Origin of the sequence: Pseudomonas sp. JUb42, from assembly GCF_024807945.1 — a bacterium.
Classification (GTDB): Bacteria; Pseudomonadota; Gammaproteobacteria; order Pseudomonadales; family Pseudomonadaceae; genus Aquipseudomonas.
Genome location: NZ_JANUFD010000013.1, coordinates 214328 through 232719, shown reverse-complemented (window position 1 = coordinate 232719; position 18392 = coordinate 214328). Strand labels below are relative to the sequence as shown.

19 protein-coding genes are annotated in these 18392 nt (G+C 59.3%); 6 read left to right on the top strand and 13 right to left on the bottom strand.

Features of this window, described 5'->3' with window-relative positions:
- Positions 1-175: 175 nt before the first annotated feature.
- The 6 genes from msrQ to M2401_RS24530 all read right to left on the bottom strand — a co-directional run bounded on the left by msrQ (position 176) and on the right by M2401_RS24530 (position 6219).
- The gene (gene msrQ / locus M2401_RS24555; protein ID WP_259106819.1) at positions 176-793 is read right to left on the bottom strand and encodes a protein-methionine-sulfoxide reductase heme-binding subunit MsrQ; all 618 of its coding nucleotides are present in this window, start codon (positions 791-793) and stop codon (positions 176-178) included.
- Positions 793-1806 carry a protein-methionine-sulfoxide reductase catalytic subunit MsrP gene (gene msrP, locus M2401_RS24550; protein WP_259106817.1) on the bottom strand — a complete coding sequence of 338 codons (1014 nt, stop codon included), beginning with the start codon at positions 1804-1806 and terminating at the stop codon, positions 793-795. Before msrP ends, msrQ begins: the two co-directional genes overlap by 1 nt.
- Positions 1807-1940: 134 nt before the next feature.
- Positions 1941-2792, bottom strand: a complete 852-nt coding sequence (pssA, locus tag M2401_RS24545) for a CDP-diacylglycerol--serine O-phosphatidyltransferase (protein ID WP_259106815.1) — start codon at positions 2790-2792, stop codon at positions 1941-1943.
- A gap of 145 nt (positions 2793-2937) precedes the next feature.
- On the bottom strand, positions 2938-3954 hold the full coding sequence (gene ilvC / locus M2401_RS24540) for a ketol-acid reductoisomerase (protein ID WP_259106813.1): 1017 nt from the start codon (positions 3952-3954) through the stop codon (positions 2938-2940).
- Positions 3955-4000: 46 nt separating this feature from the next.
- Complete coding sequence (ilvN, locus tag M2401_RS24535; protein WP_259106810.1) at positions 4001-4492, bottom strand: acetolactate synthase small subunit; 492 nt, start codon at positions 4490-4492, stop codon at positions 4001-4003.
- A 2-nt stretch (positions 4493-4494) separates the two neighbouring features.
- Positions 4495-6219, bottom strand: coding sequence for an acetolactate synthase 3 large subunit (locus tag M2401_RS24530; RefSeq protein ID WP_259106798.1), 1725 nt, complete (start codon positions 6217-6219; stop codon positions 4495-4497).
- 401 nt (positions 6220-6620) lie between these two features.
- Between M2401_RS24530 and M2401_RS24525 the strand changes: the two genes are divergently transcribed.
- On the top strand, positions 6621-7049 hold the full coding sequence (locus M2401_RS24525) for a DUF4124 domain-containing protein (RefSeq protein WP_259106796.1): 429 nt from the start codon (positions 6621-6623) through the stop codon (positions 7047-7049).
- 123 nt (positions 7050-7172) lie between these two features.
- Here M2401_RS24525 and M2401_RS24520 read toward each other — a convergent pair whose 3' ends face one another.
- From M2401_RS24520 to mrcB, 3 genes are read right to left on the bottom strand one after another with little or no spacing between them, the layout of a single operon-like run.
- Complete coding sequence (locus M2401_RS24520; protein WP_259106794.1) at positions 7173-7499, bottom strand: YqcC family protein; 327 nt, start codon at positions 7497-7499, stop codon at positions 7173-7175.
- Positions 7499-8266 carry a hypothetical protein gene (locus M2401_RS24515; protein WP_259106792.1) on the bottom strand — a complete coding sequence of 256 codons (768 nt, stop codon included), beginning with the start codon at positions 8264-8266 and terminating at the stop codon, positions 7499-7501. Before M2401_RS24515 ends, M2401_RS24520 begins: the two co-directional genes overlap by 1 nt.
- 16 nt (positions 8267-8282) lie before the next feature.
- Positions 8283-10604: a penicillin-binding protein 1B gene (mrcB, locus tag M2401_RS24510; protein ID WP_259106790.1), complete on the bottom strand. Its 2322-nt coding sequence runs from the start codon at positions 10602-10604 to the stop codon at positions 8283-8285.
- Between the two features lie 130 nt (positions 10605-10734).
- Here mrcB and M2401_RS24505 point away from each other — a divergent pair, with 130 nt between their 5' ends.
- From M2401_RS24505 to M2401_RS24495, 3 genes are all read left to right on the top strand, one after another.
- On the top strand, positions 10735-12270 hold the full coding sequence (locus M2401_RS24505; RefSeq protein WP_259106787.1) for a bifunctional aminoglycoside phosphotransferase/ATP-binding protein: 1536 nt from the start codon (positions 10735-10737) through the stop codon (positions 12268-12270).
- An 89-nt stretch (positions 12271-12359) separates the two neighbouring features.
- Entirely contained in the window at positions 12360-12704 is a 345-nt protein-coding gene (locus tag M2401_RS24500) for a pentapeptide repeat-containing protein (protein WP_259106775.1), read from the top strand.
- Positions 12705-12900: 196 nt separating this feature from the next.
- Entirely contained in the window at positions 12901-13167 is a 267-nt protein-coding gene (locus M2401_RS24495) for a TfoX/Sxy family protein (RefSeq protein ID WP_259106773.1), read from the top strand.
- A gap of 190 nt (positions 13168-13357) precedes the next feature.
- On the opposite strand, the gene deoC is transcribed toward M2401_RS24495, so the two are convergent.
- The gene (deoC, locus tag M2401_RS24490; protein WP_259106770.1) at positions 13358-14122 is read right to left on the bottom strand and encodes a deoxyribose-phosphate aldolase; all 765 of its coding nucleotides are present in this window, start codon (positions 14120-14122) and stop codon (positions 13358-13360) included.
- 272 nt (positions 14123-14394) lie between these two features.
- Positions 14395-15135 carry a ChaN family lipoprotein gene (locus M2401_RS24485; protein WP_259106768.1) on the bottom strand — a complete coding sequence of 247 codons (741 nt, stop codon included), beginning with the start codon at positions 15133-15135 and terminating at the stop codon, positions 14395-14397.
- 179 nt (positions 15136-15314) lie between these two features.
- Between M2401_RS24485 and M2401_RS24480 the strand changes: the two genes are divergently transcribed.
- Complete coding sequence (locus M2401_RS24480; RefSeq protein WP_259106829.1) at positions 15315-15644, top strand: Rieske (2Fe-2S) protein; 330 nt, start codon at positions 15315-15317, stop codon at positions 15642-15644.
- Here M2401_RS24480 and sfsA read toward each other — a convergent pair.
- Together sfsA and M2401_RS24470 are read right to left on the bottom strand one after the other, a co-directional pair.
- Positions 15579-16352 (bottom strand): DNA/RNA nuclease SfsA, encoded by a 774-nt coding sequence (gene sfsA / locus M2401_RS24475; protein ID WP_259106765.1) that lies wholly within the window; start codon positions 16350-16352, stop codon positions 15579-15581. The two genes, M2401_RS24480 and sfsA, sit on opposite strands and share 66 nt — an antisense overlap.
- Positions 16352-17524 (bottom strand): pyridoxal phosphate-dependent aminotransferase, encoded by a 1173-nt coding sequence (locus tag M2401_RS24470; RefSeq protein ID WP_259106764.1) that lies wholly within the window; start codon positions 17522-17524, stop codon positions 16352-16354. The genes sfsA and M2401_RS24470 overlap by 1 nt, the downstream gene beginning before the upstream one ends.
- Positions 17525-17876: 352 nt before the next feature.
- Between M2401_RS24470 and dksA the strand changes: the two genes are divergently transcribed.
- A complete protein-coding gene (gene dksA / locus M2401_RS24465) occupies positions 17877-18317 on the top strand; it encodes an RNA polymerase-binding protein DksA (protein ID WP_259106761.1) in 441 nt (146 codons plus the stop codon).
- Positions 18318-18392: the final 75 nt, after the last annotated feature.

Here is an 18392-nt window from a genome sequence, read left to right as displayed (position 1 = left end):
TTCCGTTTCGTCTGCGCCGGAAGTGGGGCGAATTATAGATAGATTCTGAGGGGCGTCAAGAGGTTATTTCAGAAAGCTTCAAAAAGTTGCGAGCTACGAGCTGCGAGCCACGAGCTGGGCCGGGAACGCCCACTATCTGCTTCTAGCTAGAAGCTCGAAGCTCGCGGCTCGTAGCTCAAAGCTCTCGGCTCGTAGCTCGAGGCTTAAAGCTGCCCTTCAACCGTTGAGCCACAAATGGCACCCGTAATCCCAACAGCACTACACCTATAGACGCATAGACCGCCCATTCCTTTAGGTCTGCCCTGACAATCCACAACATATGCAACAAACCAAGGCCGAGAATCACGTAGACCAAACGGTGCAGTTTCTTCCAGCGACTGCCAAGGCGGCGCTGGCTATAACGGTTGGAGGTCACTGCCAGCATCAGCAGACCGACAAAACCCAGGGCGCCGACAATGATGTACGGGCGCTTGACCAGCTCCACACCCAACTGCGCCCAGTCGAAGCCCAGAATAAAGAAGCTGTAGGCCAGCATATGCAAGGCCACGTAGGTAAAGCACCACAGCCCCAACTGACGGCGAACGGATATGAACCCCGGCCAGCCGCTCATGCGTTGCAATGGCGTCATCGCCAGAGTGATCAGCAGCAATACCAAGGTACCAAGCCCCAGCCGATCAACCAGGACTTTGCCCGGATCCGGCCCGAGAGCGAAGATCCAGGCCTGATACAGCCAGTAAGCCGGAACGGCACATGCCGCAACGAAGACGCTTAACCGCCATTGCCAATAACGCATCAATAGTTCTTCCGCAGATCCAGGCCTGTATATAAGGAGGCGACCTCCTCCCCATAGCCATTGAACATCTCAGTCTGACGAATATTCGGGCTGAACAGGCTGCCCGGCAAACGCCGTTCATGCGCCTGAGTCCAGCGCGGATGGTCGACCGTCGGGTTAACGTTGGCGTAGAAACCGTACTCATTGGCCGCGATGCTTTGCCAGGTGGTTTTCGGCTGCTCGCTGACCAGGCTGATCCGTACAATCGACTTCACGCTCTTGAAGCCATACTTCCACGGCACCACCAGACGCAACGGCGCACCGTTCTGATTGGCCAGTTCGCGGCCATACATACCGACGGCAAGAATCGCCAGGGGATTCATCGCTTCATCCAGACGCAGGCCTTCTACATAGGGCCAGTCGATCAGGGCGAAACCCGAACGCTGGCCCGGCATGCTCTTGGGGTCCTGCAGCGTTTCGAAGCGGATGTACTTGGCCTTCGAGGTCGGTTCGACCTGCTTGAGCAGCGCCGAGATCGGAAAGCCGATCCAGGGAATGACCATCGACCAGGCTTCTACGCAGCGCAAACGGTAGATGCGCTCCTCCAACTGGTACGGCTTCATGAAGTCTTCGAGGGCATAGCTGCCCGGCTTGCCAACCTCACCGTCGACGACCACCTTCCACGGCTCGGTCTTGAACGCGCCGGAGTTTTTCGCCGGGTCGCTCTTTTCGGTGCCGAACTCGTAAAAGTTGTTGTAGTGGGTGGCGTCCTTGAACGGCGTTATCGCTTCGTTCTTGACGTTGACCGCCTGCCATTGGGTTGAGGTCAACTTCTCGTTGAACCAGGCCGGCGCGTTGCCCGGCTCCACGTCCGCATAGCGGGAAGGGTCTGCGCCCAAGGCAACGCCCGGCAGCGCGCCCACAGCCAGACCGGCCAGGGAGCCGCCCAGCAGCGCGCGGCGGGAGAGATAGAAACCTTCAGGGGTGACGTCCGATTCTTTGCAGGCGGACGTACGAGGTAATTTGATCAGCATGAGGACTCCACAGCGATGAGGAATTTACGCATCGTCTGCCGTGGAGTATGAGGACAATCCCGCGTTATTGCTGTAGCCCAAACTTAACGTTTTTATAACGGCTGCCCGGCGGGGAGCAGCCGTGGACGTCGTCCTTACTGTGGCTTCTTGCCCCGGCGCAGCAGGAACTGGATCGGACCGGACGCAGCATAACCAAGGAAAATCAGCAGCAGGATGCGTGGCGGGTCGCTGAACACGACGGCAAACACCAGCACCACGACCAGGATCGCCACGAAAGGCACTCGCCCGCGCAGGTCCAGCTCCTTGAAGCTGTTGTACTTGATATTACTGACCATCAGCATCCCGGCCGCAGCCACCAGCAAGGCCACCAGGAACGACCAGCTCGAGCCTTCGAAACCGTGATCGGCAAATGCCCACACAGTACCGGCCACTACCCCTGCCGCTGCCGGACTGGCCAGGCCGATGAAGTAACGCTTGTCGCTCTTGCCGACCTGGGTATTGAAACGTGCCAGGCGCAGCGCCGCACCGGCGACATAGATGAAGGCGACCATCCAGCCGACCTTACCGATATCCCCCAACGCCCAGCCAAAGGCCAGCAGAGCCGGCGCCACACCAAAGGCGACCATATCCGACAGCGAGTCGTACTCGGCGCCGAATGCGCTTTGCGTATTGGTCATACGCGCCACGCGGCCATCCAGGCCATCAAGCACCATGGCGATGAAGATGGCGGCGGCGGCAAAGGAAAAGTACTTGCTCGCCCCGGCCAGATCCCCGGCGGCCAAAGCACTTTGCGCGCTCATCGAACTGATGATGGAGTAGAAGCCGGCAAACAGATTCGCCGTGGTGAACAGGTTGGGCAGCAGATAGATGCCGCGGTGCCGGACTTTGTGCCCCTCGGCGTCGTGACCTTCTTCTATATGCTCATCGATCGGTAGCAGGCTTTCGGCGTCAGAGGCCTTGTTTGGCTCTTCAGGACGTTCGCTCATTGATTTTACCTTGCAGCGGTTTGAAAAAATTCGACAGGGGCCGTCGACGAAAATTCGTCGCGGCAACCGATGCAGCTTATACCAGATCCCCCCATAACGAAAAAACGCGACCCGAGGGTCGCGTTATTCGTGAAGCCAAAGCCGATTAGTTCTTGGCTTTGTCGACGATTTTGTTCGCCGCGATCCAAGGCATCATCGAGCGCAGTTGCTCGCCGATGATTTCGATACCGTGAGCAGCGTTGTTACGACGCTTGGCGGTCATCGATGGGTAGCCGGTAGCGCCTTCGCTGATGAACATCTTCGCGTATTCGCCGTCCTGGATGCGCTTGAGAGCATTGCGCATGGCCTGACGGGATTCGGCGTTGATGACTTCTGGGCCGGTCACGTACTCGCCGTATTCGGCGTTGTTGGAGATCGAGTAGTTCATGTTGGCGATACCGCCTTCGTACATGAGGTCAACGATCAGCTTCAGTTCGTGCAGGCACTCGAAGTAGGCCATTTCTGGCGCGTAGCCAGCTTCAACCAGGGTTTCGAAACCGGCTTTGACCAGTTCAACGGTACCGCCGCACAGAACGGCTTGTTCGCCGAACAGGTCGGTTTCAGTCTCGTCCTTGAAAGTGGTTTCGATGATACCGGTACGGCCGCCGCCCACGCCCGAAGCGTAAGACAGAGCAACGTTCTTGGCGTTGCCGGAAGCGTCCTGGTAAACAGCGATCAGGTCAGGGATACCGCCGCCTTTGACGAACTCGGTACGTACAGTGTGACCTGGCGCTTTAGGAGCGATCATGATCACGTCCAGGTCAGCGCGCGGCACGACCTGGTTGTAGTGGATAGCGAAGCCGTGGGAGAAGGCCAGGGTTGCGCCCTTCTTCAGGTTAGGCTCGACTTCGTTCTTGTACAGTGCGGACTGGAACTCGTCCGGGGTCAGGATCATGACCAGGTCAGCAGCAGCAACGGCGGTAGCAACGTCAGTCACTTTCAAGCCGTGAGCTTCAGCCTTGGCGACAGTAGCCGAACCTTTGCGCAGGCCAACAGTGACATCAACGCCGGAGTCTTTCAGGTTGCACGCTTGAGCGTGGCCTTGGGAACCGTAACCGATGATGGCAACTTTCTTGCCCTGGATGATCGAAAGGTCGCAGTCTTTGTCGTAATAAACTTTCATGAAATTCCCCTGTTATCTTGGCCGTTCAGGCCATTTGCTAAATGAGTTAGATGCTCAGCACTTTGTCGCCACGGGCAATGCCCGTCACGCCACTGCGTACTGTTTCCAGGATGGCGGCAGTGCCGATGGCCTGAATGAAGCTGTCCAGCTTGTCGCTTGTGCCGGTCAGTTGCACGGTATAGACGCTGGCCGAGACGTCGACGATCTGCCCGCGGAAAATATCCGTGGTGCGCTTGATCTCGGCGCGCTGGGCGCCGGTGGCCTTGACCTTGATCAGCATCAGTTCACGCTCGATGTGAGCACTCTCCGAAAGATCAACCAGCTTGACCACTTCAATCAGCTTGTTGAGGTTTTTGGTGATCTGCTCGATCACCTCATCATGGCCGACGGTGGTCAGCGTCAGACGCGACAGAGTCGGGTCTTCGGTCGGCGCCACGGTCAGGCTTTCGATGTTGTAGTTGCGTTGGGAAAACAGGCCGACCACGCGAGACAACGCGCCCGGTTCGTTTTCCAGCAATAGCGAAATGATATGCCGCATGATTAAGTCCGCTCCGTCTTGCTCAGCCACATATCGCGCATGGCGCCGTCCCGAATCTGCATCGGGTAGACGTGCTCGGAGACATCGACCTGAATGTCGATAAACACCAACCGATCCTTCATGGCGAATGCTTCTTCCATCTTCGGCTTCAAGTCTTTCAGATCAGTGATCTTCATGCCGACGTGACCATAGGCTTCGACCAGCTTCACGAAGTCAGGCAGCGACTCCATGTAGGAGTGCGAATGACGACCGCTGTAGCTCATGTCCTGCCATTGACGGACCATGCCGAGCACGCCGTTGTTGAGCAGGATGATCTTCACCGGCAAGTCGTACTGCAGGCAGGTCGACAGCTCCTGGATATTCATCTGGATACTGCCTTCGCCCGTCACACAGGCAACGTCGGCATCCGGGAAGCTCAGCTTGACGCCCATGGCCGCCGGGAAACCGAAGCCCATGGTGCCCAGGCCACCGGAGTTGATCCAGCGGTTAGGCTTGTCGAAGCGGTAGTACTGAGCCGCGAACATCTGATGCTGGCCCACGTCGGAGGTGACGTAGGCATCGCCCTTGGTCACTTCGTGCAGGACTTCGATGACTTTCTGCGGCTTGATGACACTGCCATCACCGTGGTTGTACGGGAACAGGTCGCGCTCGCCACGCCATTCGTCGATCTGCTTCCACCAACTGGCAACGGACTCCTTGTTCGGGGTCTCGCCGATTTCCTTGAAGGTGGCGACCATTTCAGTCAGCACGCTTTCAACCGGACCCACGATAGGCACGTCTGCCTTGATGGTCTTGGAAATCGAAGCCGGGTCGATATCGATATGGATGACCTTGGCGTTCGGGCAGAACTTGCTTGGGCCGTTGATGACACGGTCATCGAAGCGCGCGCCCACAGCAAGAATCACGTCGGTATGGTGCATCGCCAGGTTGGCGGTGTAGCTGCCATGCATACCGAGCATGCCGACGAACTGACGGTCAGTACCCGGATAGGCACCCAGACCCATCAGCGTGTTGGTGACCGGCGCGTTGAGCAGTTTGGCCAGTTCGGTCAGTTGCTCCGAACCGTTGCCCATGACCACGCCACCACCGGCATAGATGATCGGACGCTTGGCGGCCAACAGCATCTCGACGGCCTTGCGGATCTGACCCGAGTGTCCGCGAACGGCCGGGCTGTAGGAGCGCAGCTTGGCTTTCTTGGGGAACACGTACTCGAACTTTTCAGCCGGGTTGGTCATGTCTTTAGGGATATCGACCACAACCGGGCCCGGACGGCCGGACTGCGCCAGGTAGAAAGCCTTTTTCAGGACTTCCGGGATTTCCGACGGATGCTTGATCATGAAGCTGTGTTTCACGATCGGCCGGGAGATACCGATCATGTCGGTCTCCTGGAAAGCATCGGTGCCGACTAGCGTGCTCGGGACCTGACCGGACAGGACGACCATCGGGATGGAGTCCATGTAGGCAGTAGCGATACCGGTGATGGCATTGGTTGCGCCGGGACCGGAAGTCACCAGCACCACGCCGGCTTTGCCGGTAGCGCGCGCGTAACCATCAGCCATGTGCGTGGCAGCCTGCTCGTGGCGCACAAGAATGTGGCTTACGGCAGGTTCTTTGAACAGCGCATCGTAAATATGCAGGAGGGCACCACCAGGGTACCCGTAGATATGCTTAACGCCTTCGTCACGCAAAAAGCGGACGACCATTTCAGCGCCGGATAAGAGCTCCACGTTGTTCACCTCTAAAACGCCAGAATACCGTCCACAAACGAGAACGGGTCTTAATAGGTTTACTGCCAAGCAGAGCATGAGCGACGGTGGTCGCCGACTACGTCAGCACTGACTGAGCAAGTATTGGGATGACCCCTGAGTGTTTCGGGGCTTTCCCACCCAGCGCGAGGTAACGCGTTGCGGGTGTAACAGGTCGGCGCGGGTGTGCGCCTCATGATCTACCGAGATGGCCTGCTTCTGGCAGTCCTTCCACAGCGAACTTTGAATTGTTGTGATTAGGCCACCCCAAGTCAAGTCATCGTTCAGTTTTATTCTGTGCATGTGCATGAAAACGCACTGAATGAGGTCGCCCGGACGCGCTTGTGGTAGGTTGCCTGCGCACATACCGCTAAGGAAGATCGATGGGTTGCAAGATTCTCGTGGCCGCATTGACGCTGGCACTGAGCACCGCCAGCCAGGCCGCACAAATCTATAAATGGGTCGATGCCCAGGGCGTCACGCACTTCGACGCCCAGCCGCCGGCCGGTCAGCAGGTTCAGCAGATCGACGTGCAGAAGCCGCCACCGCCACCACCGCCTGCTGCAAAACCGGCGGTCGATCCCGACGCCTCGCAAAAGGCCATCGACGATAAGGTCAGAAAGCAGGTGGCCGCACAGGAAGCCAAGCGCAAGGAAATCTGCGAAACCCTGCGCAACAATCTGGCCCAGTTGCAGATCAACTCGCGGGTACGCTTGCAGGTGGGATCAGAAGTGCGGCGCATGACCGAAGAGGAACGCCAGCAGCAACTCACCCAGACGCAGAAATCGCTGGATGAGTCCTGTAAGGATTAGTTGACCTGGACATGGTGACTGTAGGAGCTGCCGAAGGCTGCGAATGGGCCTGTCAGACACACCGCTTTCGCAGCCGTCGGCAGCTCCTACAAGAGTCGCATTTCAGTTCAGCCTGGAGTGCGTTTAGACAGCCCGGGCGATCAGCCGGTCAAAACGTGCCAGGGACGCCTGCAACGGTGCTGTTTCCTGGCGACCGGCATAGACCATCTCGGCCATTTCCAGAATGCCCGAGGCATTGGGCAATGGCAGATCATGCTCGAGGATCTGTTTCATCCGCGGCAGGAAAATCCATTGCAGCCACTGGTGGAAATCCAGGGTATCGACACTGAACGGCTCGACGCTGGCCAGTGCTTCGGCGCTGGGTGGCAGATCGCTCCACCACCCCAGGACACGAAGCTCGCGCTCAATCAGCAACAATTGATCAGCCACTTCGGGTAAACGCCGATCCATCAAGCACCGACCTTGGCTTTCTGGCGAGCCAGGGCAGCGCCCGAGGCATCGCCCTGTTTCTCACGGGACTGCGCGATCAACTCCCACAAACTGGCTTGAAGGCTCGCACGACCATTGGCGTAGGTCAGGCCACGACGAGCAAGCTGCTCGGCCTGGGCCGCGTCACCTTGGGCCAGACGCACCTGGGCCAGACGATAAAGCACCTGAGGCTCGCGCGGCGCAACCCGTTGGGCACGCTCCAGGCTGGACGACGCACCGTTGAGGTCGCCGCCGTTCTGCTGCTGTTGAGCCGTTGTCAGCAGCGCCAGTACCGGGCCATCCAGTTGCTCGTCAGCCGACAAGCCGCCACCACTGCTACTCGACGGCACACCACTTGGCACGACCGGAACCGGCGGGGTGTTGTAGGCGGTATTGACCGGCGGTTGCGCGCTGTAGGTTGCCTGTGGCTGGACCATGGAAGTCGTATTGATCGGAGCATTATCGACGCTGATCGGCGCCGAATCGCTAGGCGGTACGAAACTCTGGATCGGTGCGTTGTTGCCACCTGGCACCATGACCGTCACCCCCGAGTCCTGCGGCACGGCTTGCGCCTGCTGTCGAACCTGGGTCGTGGTCTGGCGATAACCGCCAGTCTGGCCGGCCGAGACACGCTCGCTATTCGATACCCGGGAGCTTGAATCCACTACCGGAATCGAGCCGGGCTGCACACTGGCACAGCCGGTCAGCAATGCCAGGGCGCTTAAAACAGGAATCCAACACTTGTTCACGTCACACCCTCTTCACTTAATTCAACCAGCCCTTGACCCAATCCATCACCGAGTCGGCCGGGGCCGAGCTGCCACCACAGGCAGCGCCGGGTGCTGGCTCACTGCCGCGAATATACGGCATCTGTACGGCATTCGGGCAGTTCACGTCGGAACCCTGCCCGGTCTGGGAGTTGATCCAGACCTTGGTAATGTTGTCCGGCACCTGCATCTCCAGAGACTGCGGGTTGGCCTTGCGCATGAACGAGGTCCAGACCTGCAGGGCACCCGTTGCGCCGGTAAAAGGCGTCTGGCCATTGTCGTCGCGGCCGATCCACACCACCGCCAGCAGATCCTGACCGAAACCGGCGAACCAGCTGTCACGGGAATCGTTACTGGTACCGGTCTTGCCTGCCAGGTTCACATTGCTCGGAATGACGTTATAAACCGACTTGCCAGTACCCTCGCGTAGCACCCGCTGCATGGCGTTCTGCAGTAGATAAATGGCGCCCGGATCGAAGCGCTGCTCGACCTGGAACGGGTAGCGCTTGAGCGGCTCGCCTTCAGCGGTCAGCACACTGCGAATGGCCCGCATCGGCGTATTGAAACCGCCATTGGCAATGGTCTGGTACATGGTCGCCACTTCCATCGGGCTCAGGCCACCTGCGCCCAACAACATCGATGGGTACTGCGGCCATTCGCGATTGACGCCCAGCTTGGCCAACGTCTTGAACACATTCGGCAAGCCCAGATCCATCCCGAGCTTGGCGGTGGTGAGGTTGTAGGAATGCGCCAGCCCCTGATACAGGAAAATATTGCCGAAAGAGCGGTGTTCGAAGTTCTGCGGTTTCCAGATCTGCCCATCCGCGCCCTTGACCTCGAACGGCGCGTCCACCACCCAACTGGTCAGGGTGTACTGGCTTGGGCGTTCCAGCGCCGTCAGATAAACAGACGGCTTGACCAGCGAGCCGATAGGCCGCACGGCATCGATCGCGCGGTTGAACCCGGCGAACCCGGCCTGACGACTGCCCAGTAGGCCCTGCACCTCACCGGTTTCCGGATTGGTGATGACCATCGCCGCTTCCACGTCTTCAGCGCCCTTGCGTCCGGCCAGCTTCTTGAACGTATCGTTCATCGAGGCTTCAGCCTTCATCTGCAGGATCGGATCGAAACTGGTGAAGATGCGCAGACCCTCTTCGGTCAAGTCTTCGTCGCGGTAATCCTCGCGCAACTGGCGCTTGACCAGATCAAGGAAGCCGGGGAACGAGCTGTCCGCCAGGCTGCCGGTCTTGGACACACCCAGTGGCATTTTCTTCGCGGCGGCGACTACATCGGCCGTGGCCACACCTTGCTGCTCCAGCAGGTCGAGCACCAGATTACGCCGCTCCAGGGCGCGATCCGGGTTGCGACGCGGGTTGTAGTAGGACGGTCCCTTGACCATCGCCACCAGCAACGCCACCTGATGCAGCTTCAGCTCTGACAAGGGCTGGCTGAAAAAGTACTGACTGGCCAGACCAAAGCCATGCACGGCGCGTTGACCATCCTGACCGATGAACACCTCATTGAGGTAAGCCTCGAGGATTTCCTGCTTGCTGTAATGCAGCTCCAGCAGCATCGCCATCATCACTTCGGTGAGCTTGCGGCTGAGGCTGCGCTCGCTGGTCAGGTAGAAGTTCTTCACCAACTGTTGGGTCAGGGTACTGCCGCCCTGGCGCATCTGTCCGGCCGAAGCGTTGACCAGGAAGGCCCGGGCGATGGACTTGGGCGACACACCCCAGTGGTGATAGAAGTCGCGGTCCTCGACTGTAACCAGGGTATCGAGCAGATACGGCGGCACCTGATCGATCTTGATCAGAATGCGGTCTTCAAGATTCTTCGGGTACAAGCCGCCGATCAACAGCGGCTCGAGCCGGGCAACGGCCAGTTTGGCGCCAGCGCCGGAACTCAGCTCGGCCACCGAGTCGGCCGAGAAGCGCACGCGAATCTGCTGCGCCGGGTCAGTCCCTTCATAGAACTGGAAGCCGCGAGTGTTCAGATCCACGGTATTGCCATTCACCGCAGCAGCGCCGGGGCCATTGGCAACGGCCTCGCGGCGATAGCCAAGGGCGTCGAGTTCGGTGAGGAAGTCATCACGGGTCAGCTTTTGGCCGACGAACAGTTCCAACGGCCGGGCATAGACCTTGGCCGGAATCGTCCAGCGCTTGCCGGAAAACTTTTCCTGGACGATGGAATCGAGATAAACCGCGAAGCAACCGATGATCACAAGACCGACGAGACTGAGCTTCAAGGCCCAGCCCAGCAGGCTGCGCAGGCGGTTGGATGGCGGTTTTTTACTATTACGGGGGGTACGGGTTCGGGTCATGGCCGCGGATTATACGCACTTTAGAGGTGATCGACAGGCGCCCAGAAGGCGGTTTGCAGCGGTGACTCAACCATCCATAATGGACGGCTTGAATGTACATATTTCGAATTTCAGCCTTTAAGGATCGTCCGTGAGCCAGTCACTGATTGCAGCCCTGCAGAACCCGGCCCTCTTCCCGCATCCGGTAGAAGGCTTCCAGGTCATCGAGACGCACATTTCGTGGGTTTTGCTCACGGGGCCTTATGTCTACAAATTCAAGAAACCGGTCAACTTCGGTTTCCTCGACTTCACTACCCTGGAATCACGCGGGCACTTCTGTAACGAAGAGCTACGCCTGAACCAGCGCCTGACCCAGGATCTGTACCTGGAAGTCCTGCCGATTACCGGGAGTGCCGAAGCGCCGCAACTGGGTGGCGAAGGCGAAGTCATCGAGTACGCCCTGAAAATGCGTCAGTTCCCACAGGACGGTCTGCTGAGCACCTTACAGGCCAATGGCGAACTCACGGTTTCCCAGATCGATGAGATGGCAAAACAGATAGCAGAGTTCCATCTCCAGGCACCACAAGTTGGTAACGAGACCGAATTGGGTTCGCCTGACAGCGTAATGGCTCCAGTCCTACAGAATTTCGAGCAGATTCTCCCCTTCCTTAGCGAAAAAGCCGACCTGGTTCAGCTTGAGGCACTGAAAGCCTGGGCCGAGTCGAGCTTCGAACGCCTCAAGCCTTTGTTGAGCGAGCGCAAGGCCCAGGGCTTCATCCGCGAATGCCACGGCGACATTCATCTGGGCAACGCCACGCTGATCGACGGCAAGGTGGTGATTTTCGACTGCATCGAATTCAATGAACCGTTCCGCAAGACCGACGTCTACGCCGATATCGGCTTCCTGGCGATGGACCTGGAAGACCGCGGCCTCAAGTCGCTGTCGCGACGCCTGGTCAGCCAGTATCTGGAACTGACCGGCGACTACCAGGGCCTGGAAGTGCTGAATTTCTATAAGGCCTACCGTGCTCTGGTCCGGGCCAAGGTGGCCCTGTTCGGCCTGCCCGCTGACGCCGACGCCGTTCAACGCGGCACCACCATGCGTCAGTACCGCAACTACGCCAACCTGGCGGAAAGCTACAGCGCTATCCCTTCGCGCTTCCTGGTCATCACCCATGGCGTATCGGCCGTCGGCAAGAGCCATGTGGCGATGCGTCTGGTCGAGTCCCTGGGCGCCATCCGCCTGCGTTCGGATGTCGAGCGCAAGCGCCTGTTCAGCGAAAGCAGCGACCTGTACGACGCCAACGTCAGCGCGGCGACCTACCAGCGCCTGCATGAACTGGCGGCAGCCGTACTGCACGCCGGTTTCCCGGTCGTGATCGACGCCACCTACCTCAAACACGAACAGCGCGAAGCGGCGGCCAAGGTTGCTCAAACCAAGGGCGCGCCATTCCTGATCCTCGACTGCGAAGCCCCCCAGGCCGTGATCGAAACCTGGCTAAGCGAGCGTCAGGCAGAGAATGTCGATCCTTCCGACGCTACGCTTGAGGTCATCAAGGCCCAGCAAGCCAATCGCGAGCCGCTGACTGCCGAAGAAATTCTCTGCAGCAAGCGGGTTGAAACCCACAAAGGGGAGGATATGGATAACCTCGTCGCGGGCATCCGCCAACGTTTGCCAGGCCTTTAAACGAATGTTCAAGCCGTTTAGCACTTATCGCTTCACGGCTTGAAAATAGTGGCGATATACTGGCGCCATAATTCCAACGGAGACGGTCCATGAGCCAGCCGAAACAACTCGACTCCCCCCTCTACGTCATGTTGCGTCAGGATGATGTGGTCGGCTTCAATCAAGAGAAGCCACGCAGCGGCACCATCGATATGACCGGGGGGGATTTCCGGGGGCTGGACCTGCGCGAGCTGGACACCACAGGAATCGTCTTTACCGATGCCTACTTCCGCTCAGCAGACCTGCGCGGCCTGGATTTGCGCGACGTTCCCATGGAAGGCGCCAGCATCGCCCATGCGCAGATCTCCGGCGCGTACTTTCCACGCGAACTCACCGCTGACGAGATTCTCATGTCGGTGAATTTCGGTACTCGTCTGCGTTACAACACCCGCTAGCTGTTCCCCTTCCCGACCCCGATGCCCAGGCTTCGGGGTTGCGGTCGTTGCACCTTGAAGCGCCTCCCCGCCATGCCGCAGCTGATGTCTTCTGGCCTGCATCCATATGTCCGGACACCCGTAACATCGCCACCCTGCAACGCTAGACTCATTGAGTTGTAACGCAGTGAGCAGCTCAGCATCGCAAGGAGGCATGATGAACGACGACCTGATCAACCTGAAAAACGTTGGCAAGACCTCGGCGCAGTGGTTACACGCCGCGGGCATTCACAATTGCGCTGATTTACGCCGCCTGGGAGCGGTAGATGCCTATTGGGCGGTACGAAAACGTGGATTTCGCGCGTCTAAGGTATTGCTCTACGCAATCGATGCCGCGCTGATGGATATCCATTGGAGCGATCTACCCGCCGAGCGCAAGAAGAACCTTGATAGTTACTGCGCGAGAGTCGGCAAGACCGTTTGACGCAAAGGCGAAAATATTTGCGGAGGCGTAGTTGACATACAAATGAGAATCGTTATGATTAGCACATCTGGTCGCGAGGCCAGTGATGATTTGAAAGACCTTGGTTCGGACTCTCAGATTATCTCCTCATCAGGCTAATCACGGTTTTTGACCCGGCACTTTTGCCGGGTCTTTTTTTGCCCGCAGAAAATCAATATCCGCTCGACGGCAGCATACCCAGGGCAATCAGCACATCACCAAGCAGGCTCGACGCACTTAGGCGTACATGCTCGGATGTGACCCAGGCATTGCCAAAACGGGTCTGGGTCATCTTCAGATACACCAGCGCCTCATCGAAGGTACGAATCCCTCCCGCCGCCTTTATGCCGGTCATGCCGCCGACTTCGGCAATGGCTTCGATCATGATCCGCATGGCCTGGGGTGTGGCGTTGATCGCGGTCTTGCCGGTGCTGGTCTTGATAAAGTCAGCCCCGGCCATAATCGCGCCCTGGCAAGCCTGGCGAATAAGCTGCGGGTCACGCAAGTCGCCGGTTTCCAGGGTCACCACCAGCTTCTTCTGGTCCGGGCAGCATTGCTTGCAGGCCATGATCATTTCAAAGCCCGTGCGGCTGTCTCCGGACAGCAACGCGCGGAAGGGATAGACCATATCGATCTCGTCGGCCCCAGCGACCAGCGCCGCCTGTACCTGGGACACCACCGGCTCGATAGGCGAACCGCCGTAGGGAAAATTGGCTACCGAGACCACCCGCACATCCCTGGCGCCCAGGCGATCGAGGGTGACCCTGGCCAACAAGGTAAAACGCAGAGGTACGCAGACCGCCGCGACATTGCCCAATGGCGTCAGCGCCCGTTCACACAAGGCGGCCACTCGCCCCTCGGTCTCGTCCGCATTCAGGGCGCTCAGCTCCAGCAACCCCAACATCAACCGCGCCTGCTGTTCATCTTCTGCTGTCATCTGTCTCGTCATGTCACGCTCTCGAAAGCCACTCAGCCTGAGCCGGTGACAGTAAACGAGACAGCGACGGACATATGCCCCCTGAGGCCAATCAGAGAGGGGGACGACAGAAGAAAAGGAAATGTCCTGCAAAAGTACCGGGCCCCAGACTCACGTCCGTGACTGATCTCGTTGGAGCCGGGCTTGCCCGCGAAAAGAGCAACCGGGTGTTCCAGCCATACCGCGTCGAAACGTTCGCGGGCAAGCCCCGCTCCAACGGACAGCCAGCACTATCACAATGCCTGCCGTGCAGGCGGCGAGGTATACCAGACATAATCCGCCGCCAAAGGCTCCACCGGCATATCGCCATGGGTGAAGATCAGCACAACAGGCGGCGTGCTTTCGCCCAGATCGGCCATATGCAGGGGCACGCCCATATCCTTGCGCACATGGTCCGCAGCGGCGAATAGCAGTGTCGGCAGCGGCGCCGCCATCAAGCATTGCGCCATGCGCCGGTCGCGCTGTTGATGGACCGCGAGCATCGACGGTGCGGATTGCGCCGGGTGCAACAGGCTGATTCGCTCCAACAGACGATGCCGTACATCCGCGCTCGTCGAGTGCGAACCGCTGAGGCGTTGCGGCCGCTGCTGGATCGCCCGGGCTTCGTCGGGGCTCAGGTCCACCGCCAGCAAGGGAAAAGGCTGGGCCATGGCATAGCGCATGAGCGGGCCATACAATGACCAGTCCCATTGCGCCTGCCAATCCAGGGTTGTCGACAGATCCTGCGGGAATTCGCCACGGGCAATACCGGCCTGAGCCGCCGCTACCTTTTCCTGCTGGCAAGGAGTCAGCATGGGCAGCAGCAAACTGCCCTGGGCACGCAAATCGGCCAGACTCTGCAACAGCCACAGCTGCAAGGCGAGGTGATCAGGGTCGTCATGCCTGGCACCCACCAGCACATGTACAGCCGTGGCCAGACGTTCGGCCAGTTCTCGGGCACTCAGATCCTGCCCGTTCTTGATGTCACGAATCATGCCCAAATCCAAAGCTCGCCCCTTGGGAGAGCGGCGTACAAAACAGCTAGTTTCAGCAACCAACGTGGTGCTTGGCAAGCACCGACACAGCCTGCAACGATATTGCAAGGCACCGACAGATGTCAGTGCTACCTGTCATCATTACGCATCACCCACCGTCCGCCTGCGGGAGACACACTCTGGAATTTCTCTGCACCTCGGACCAACTGCCGGAAGCTCATAGCCGCGGTTTCGAACGCCAGGGCCAGGCCTTGCTGGCCGTGCGCCGGGCAGGCGAGGTCTTCGTCTATCGCAACCGCTGTCCGCATCGGCGAGTCAGGCTGGACTGGCAAGAGGATCAATTCCTCGATGACAGCGCCAGCCTGATCCGCTGCGCCACCCACGGCGCTCTCTTTCTCATCGAAAGCGGCGAGTGCGTGGCCGGGCCTTGCGAAGGCGAGTCGCTACAGGCCCTTGCCTGCCGCGAGAACGGCAACGGCATCTGGGTCAGCCTTCCCGAGGATGACTGACGGCAGCTGGATGTCGAGGCGACGATCCATACGGATAGACTGCGGCGTCAATTGCACCCCATAAGCCAGTACCAGCACCCCGGCGGCGACGGCTTCGCGCAAGGCCGCCGCATAGCCAGGGTCGACCTCTTCGGCCGGGCGCACGGCATCGACACCGGTCAGGTTGACGCAATACAACAGCACCGCCCGCACACCGTCACGGGCCAGCGTCGCCAGTTCACGCAGATGACGGGCGCCGCGCTGGGTCACGGCATCGGGAAAAGCGGCCACCGTCGAATCGGCAAAACCCAGGGTGACGCTCTTGACCTCAACGTAAGCCGGGCCGTCAGGGTAATCCAGGCGAAAGTCCACCCGGCTCTTCTCCAGGCCGTAGGGCACTTCACGCTTGAGGGCGACAAAACCGTTCAGCTCGGTGATGACCCCGGCACGCAGCGCCTCCTCGACCAGCGGATTGGCCCGAGCCGTATTAATACAGGCCAGGCGCCCCTGGGGCGTTTCGCTGATTTCCCAGGTGCCGGGCAGCTTGCGCTTGGGATCGTTGGAACGACTGAACCAGACCTTGCCGCCGGGCAGCATGCAATTGAACATCGACCCGGTATTGGGGCAATGAATAGTCAGTTGTTCACCGCTGGCGGTTTCGATATCGGCCAGGAAGCGCTTGTAACGCTGGATCAACCGCCCTTCTTCGAGTGCCGGAGAAAATTCCATCAGCCTTGCCAGCTCCGCAATCCACGTTGAATACGCTCGACCGCCTCTTGCAGGCGAGGCAGGCTTTGGGTGTAGGCAAAGCGCACATGATGACCCGCTTTGAAGCGACCGAAATCCAGGCCCGGGGTGATCGCTACATGTTCGGTTTCCAGAATGTGATGGCAGAAGGCAAAGGCATCGCCGCCAAACGCGCTGATATCGGCGTACAGATAGAACGCCCCCTCCGGCTCGACGGCAATGCCGAAGCCCAGCTCGCGCAGGGCAGGGAGGAGGAAGTCGCGGCGCCGGGCAAACTCGCCGCGACGCTCTTCGAGAATCTCCAGCGTCTGCGGCTCGAAACACGCCAGCGCTGCGTGCTGAGCCATGCTCGGCGCGCTGATGTACAGGTTCTGCGCCAGCTTTTCCAGGTCCGCCACAGCTTCTGGCGGCGCCACCAGCCAACCGAGGCGCCAGCCGGTCATGCCGAAATATTTGGAAAAACTATTAAGGACAAACGCATCGTTATCGACTTCCAGCACGCTCGCCGCATCGACGCCGTAGGTGAGGCCGTGATAGATCTCGTCCACCACCAGATGGCCGTTGCGTTGCTTCAAGGCCGCAGACAGCGCCGCCAGTTCATCGCGATGCAGCAGCGTGCCCGTGGGATTGGCCGGGGATGCGACCAATGCGCCCACGCTGTCGCCGTTCCAGTATTGCGCCACCAGTTCAGGGGTCAGTTGATAGCGCGTCTCGGGCCCTGACGGCACCAGTTGCGCGGAGCCTTCAACCAGACGCAGGAAATGCCGGTTGCACGGGTAACCCGGATCGGCCAGCAACCAGTGCTTGCCCGGATCGACCAGCAGGCTGCTGGCGAGCAACAGCGCACCCGAGCCACCCGGGGTGATGAGGATGCGCTGCGGATCGATATCGACCTGATAACGCTGGGCATAAAAGCCGCTGATAGCCTCGCGCAATTGCGGCAAGCCGCGGGCGGCGGTGTAGCGCGTCTGCCCAGCGGCCAGTGCGGCCTGCCCGGCGGCGATGATCGGTGCGGCGGTAGTGAAGTCCGGCTCACCGATTTCCAGGTGAATCACATCAAAGCCCGCCGCCTGCAGCTCATTGGCCCGCGCCAGCAGCGCCATCACATGGAAAGGTTCGATATCGCGACTGCGCGCACTGTAGGGGGAAGCCATAGGCCTTTCCTTCTGCAACTGGAGAACGAAACTGACAACTCAGGGCGCTGATTCTACCCAAGCCTCGGTCCGGCGCTACGGCAAATACTCGTCAGGTACTGCACCCGCAAGAAAAAACTCCCGGCGCGATCCCCGGCAGCAACTAAAATAAATCGCAGCTAGTTCACTGGAACGCGGAACTTTGACGAACTTCATAAACGTGCAGCCCCGTCAACACAGGCTCGACAACCGGGAGTAGCGCACTCTGATTTGATCTGGTAAGTTCGCCCGCTTGCAGTCGCAGGGCCGACGGGTGTCGGTGAAGGACCCTATCCTGCGCAAATGGATTAAAGAGTGAGAGGCGGTCCATTCCATGCCCACCGAAGAAAAGCAAAAAAGTCAGCAGATCAGCGGTTTCGAACCCTACGTAGAAACGAAGGGCGAAGAATACATGGGCGATCCCATGCGCAAGCATTTCACCAAGATCCTGAACAAGTGGAAACAGGACTTGATGCATGAAGTGGATCGCACCGTGGATCACATGAAAGACGAGGCGGCCAACTTCCCTGACCCGGCCGACCGCGCCAGCCAGGAAGAGGAATTCGCCCTGGAGCTTCGTGCCCGCGACCGCGAGCGCAAGCTGATCAAGAAAATCGACAAGACCCTGCAACTCATCGAAGACGAAGAGTATGGCTGGTGCGAGTCCTGCGGCATCGAGATCGGCCTGCGCCGTCTGGAAGCCCGCCCAACTGCGGATCTGTGCATCGACTGCAAGACCCTGGCAGAAATCAAGGAAAAACAGGTCGGCAAATAAGCTGCCTGATGCCTTGAACAAAGAGACGCTTCGGCGTCTCTTTTGCGTTATGGCTTTCTCTTTACCGGCCCAGGA

Coding starts and splice junctions, on each gene's coding strand:
- M2401_RS24485 (WP_259106768.1), bottom strand. CDS start 15,135: ATGATTCGTGACATCAAGAACGGGCAGGATCTGAGTGCCCGAGAACTG.
- M2401_RS24525 (WP_259106796.1), top strand. CDS start 6,621: ATGGGTTGCAAGATTCTCGTGGCCGCATTGACGCTGGCACTGAGCACC.
- msrQ (WP_259106819.1), bottom strand. CDS start 793: ATGCGTTATTGGCAATGGCGGTTAAGCGTCTTCGTTGCGGCATGTGCC.
- mrcB (WP_259106790.1), bottom strand. CDS start 10,604: ATGACCCGAACCCGTACCCCCCGTAATAGTAAAAAACCGCCATCCAAC.
- dksA (WP_259106761.1), top strand. CDS start 17,877: ATGCCCACCGAAGAAAAGCAAAAAAGTCAGCAGATCAGCGGTTTCGAA.
- sfsA (WP_259106765.1), bottom strand. CDS start 16,352: ATGGAATTTTCTCCGGCACTCGAAGAAGGGCGGTTGATCCAGCGTTAC.
- M2401_RS24500 (WP_259106775.1), top strand. CDS start 12,360: ATGAGCCAGCCGAAACAACTCGACTCCCCCCTCTACGTCATGTTGCGT.
- pssA (WP_259106815.1), bottom strand. CDS start 2,792: ATGAGCGAACGTCCTGAAGAGCCAAACAAGGCCTCTGACGCCGAAAGC.
- ilvN (WP_259106810.1), bottom strand. CDS start 4,492: ATGCGGCATATCATTTCGCTATTGCTGGAAAACGAACCGGGCGCGTTG.
- deoC (WP_259106770.1), bottom strand. CDS start 14,122: ATGACAGCAGAAGATGAACAGCAGGCGCGGTTGATGTTGGGGTTGCTG.
- msrP (WP_259106817.1), bottom strand. CDS start 1,806: ATGCTGATCAAATTACCTCGTACGTCCGCCTGCAAAGAATCGGACGTC.
- M2401_RS24470 (WP_259106764.1), bottom strand. CDS start 17,524: ATGGCTTCCCCCTACAGTGCGCGCAGTCGCGATATCGAACCTTTCCAT.
- M2401_RS24520 (WP_259106794.1), bottom strand. CDS start 7,499: ATGGATCGGCGTTTACCCGAAGTGGCTGATCAATTGTTGCTGATTGAG.
- ilvC (WP_259106813.1), bottom strand. CDS start 3,954: ATGAAAGTTTATTACGACAAAGACTGCGACCTTTCGATCATCCAGGGC.
- M2401_RS24495 (WP_259106773.1), top strand. CDS start 12,901: ATGAACGACGACCTGATCAACCTGAAAAACGTTGGCAAGACCTCGGCG.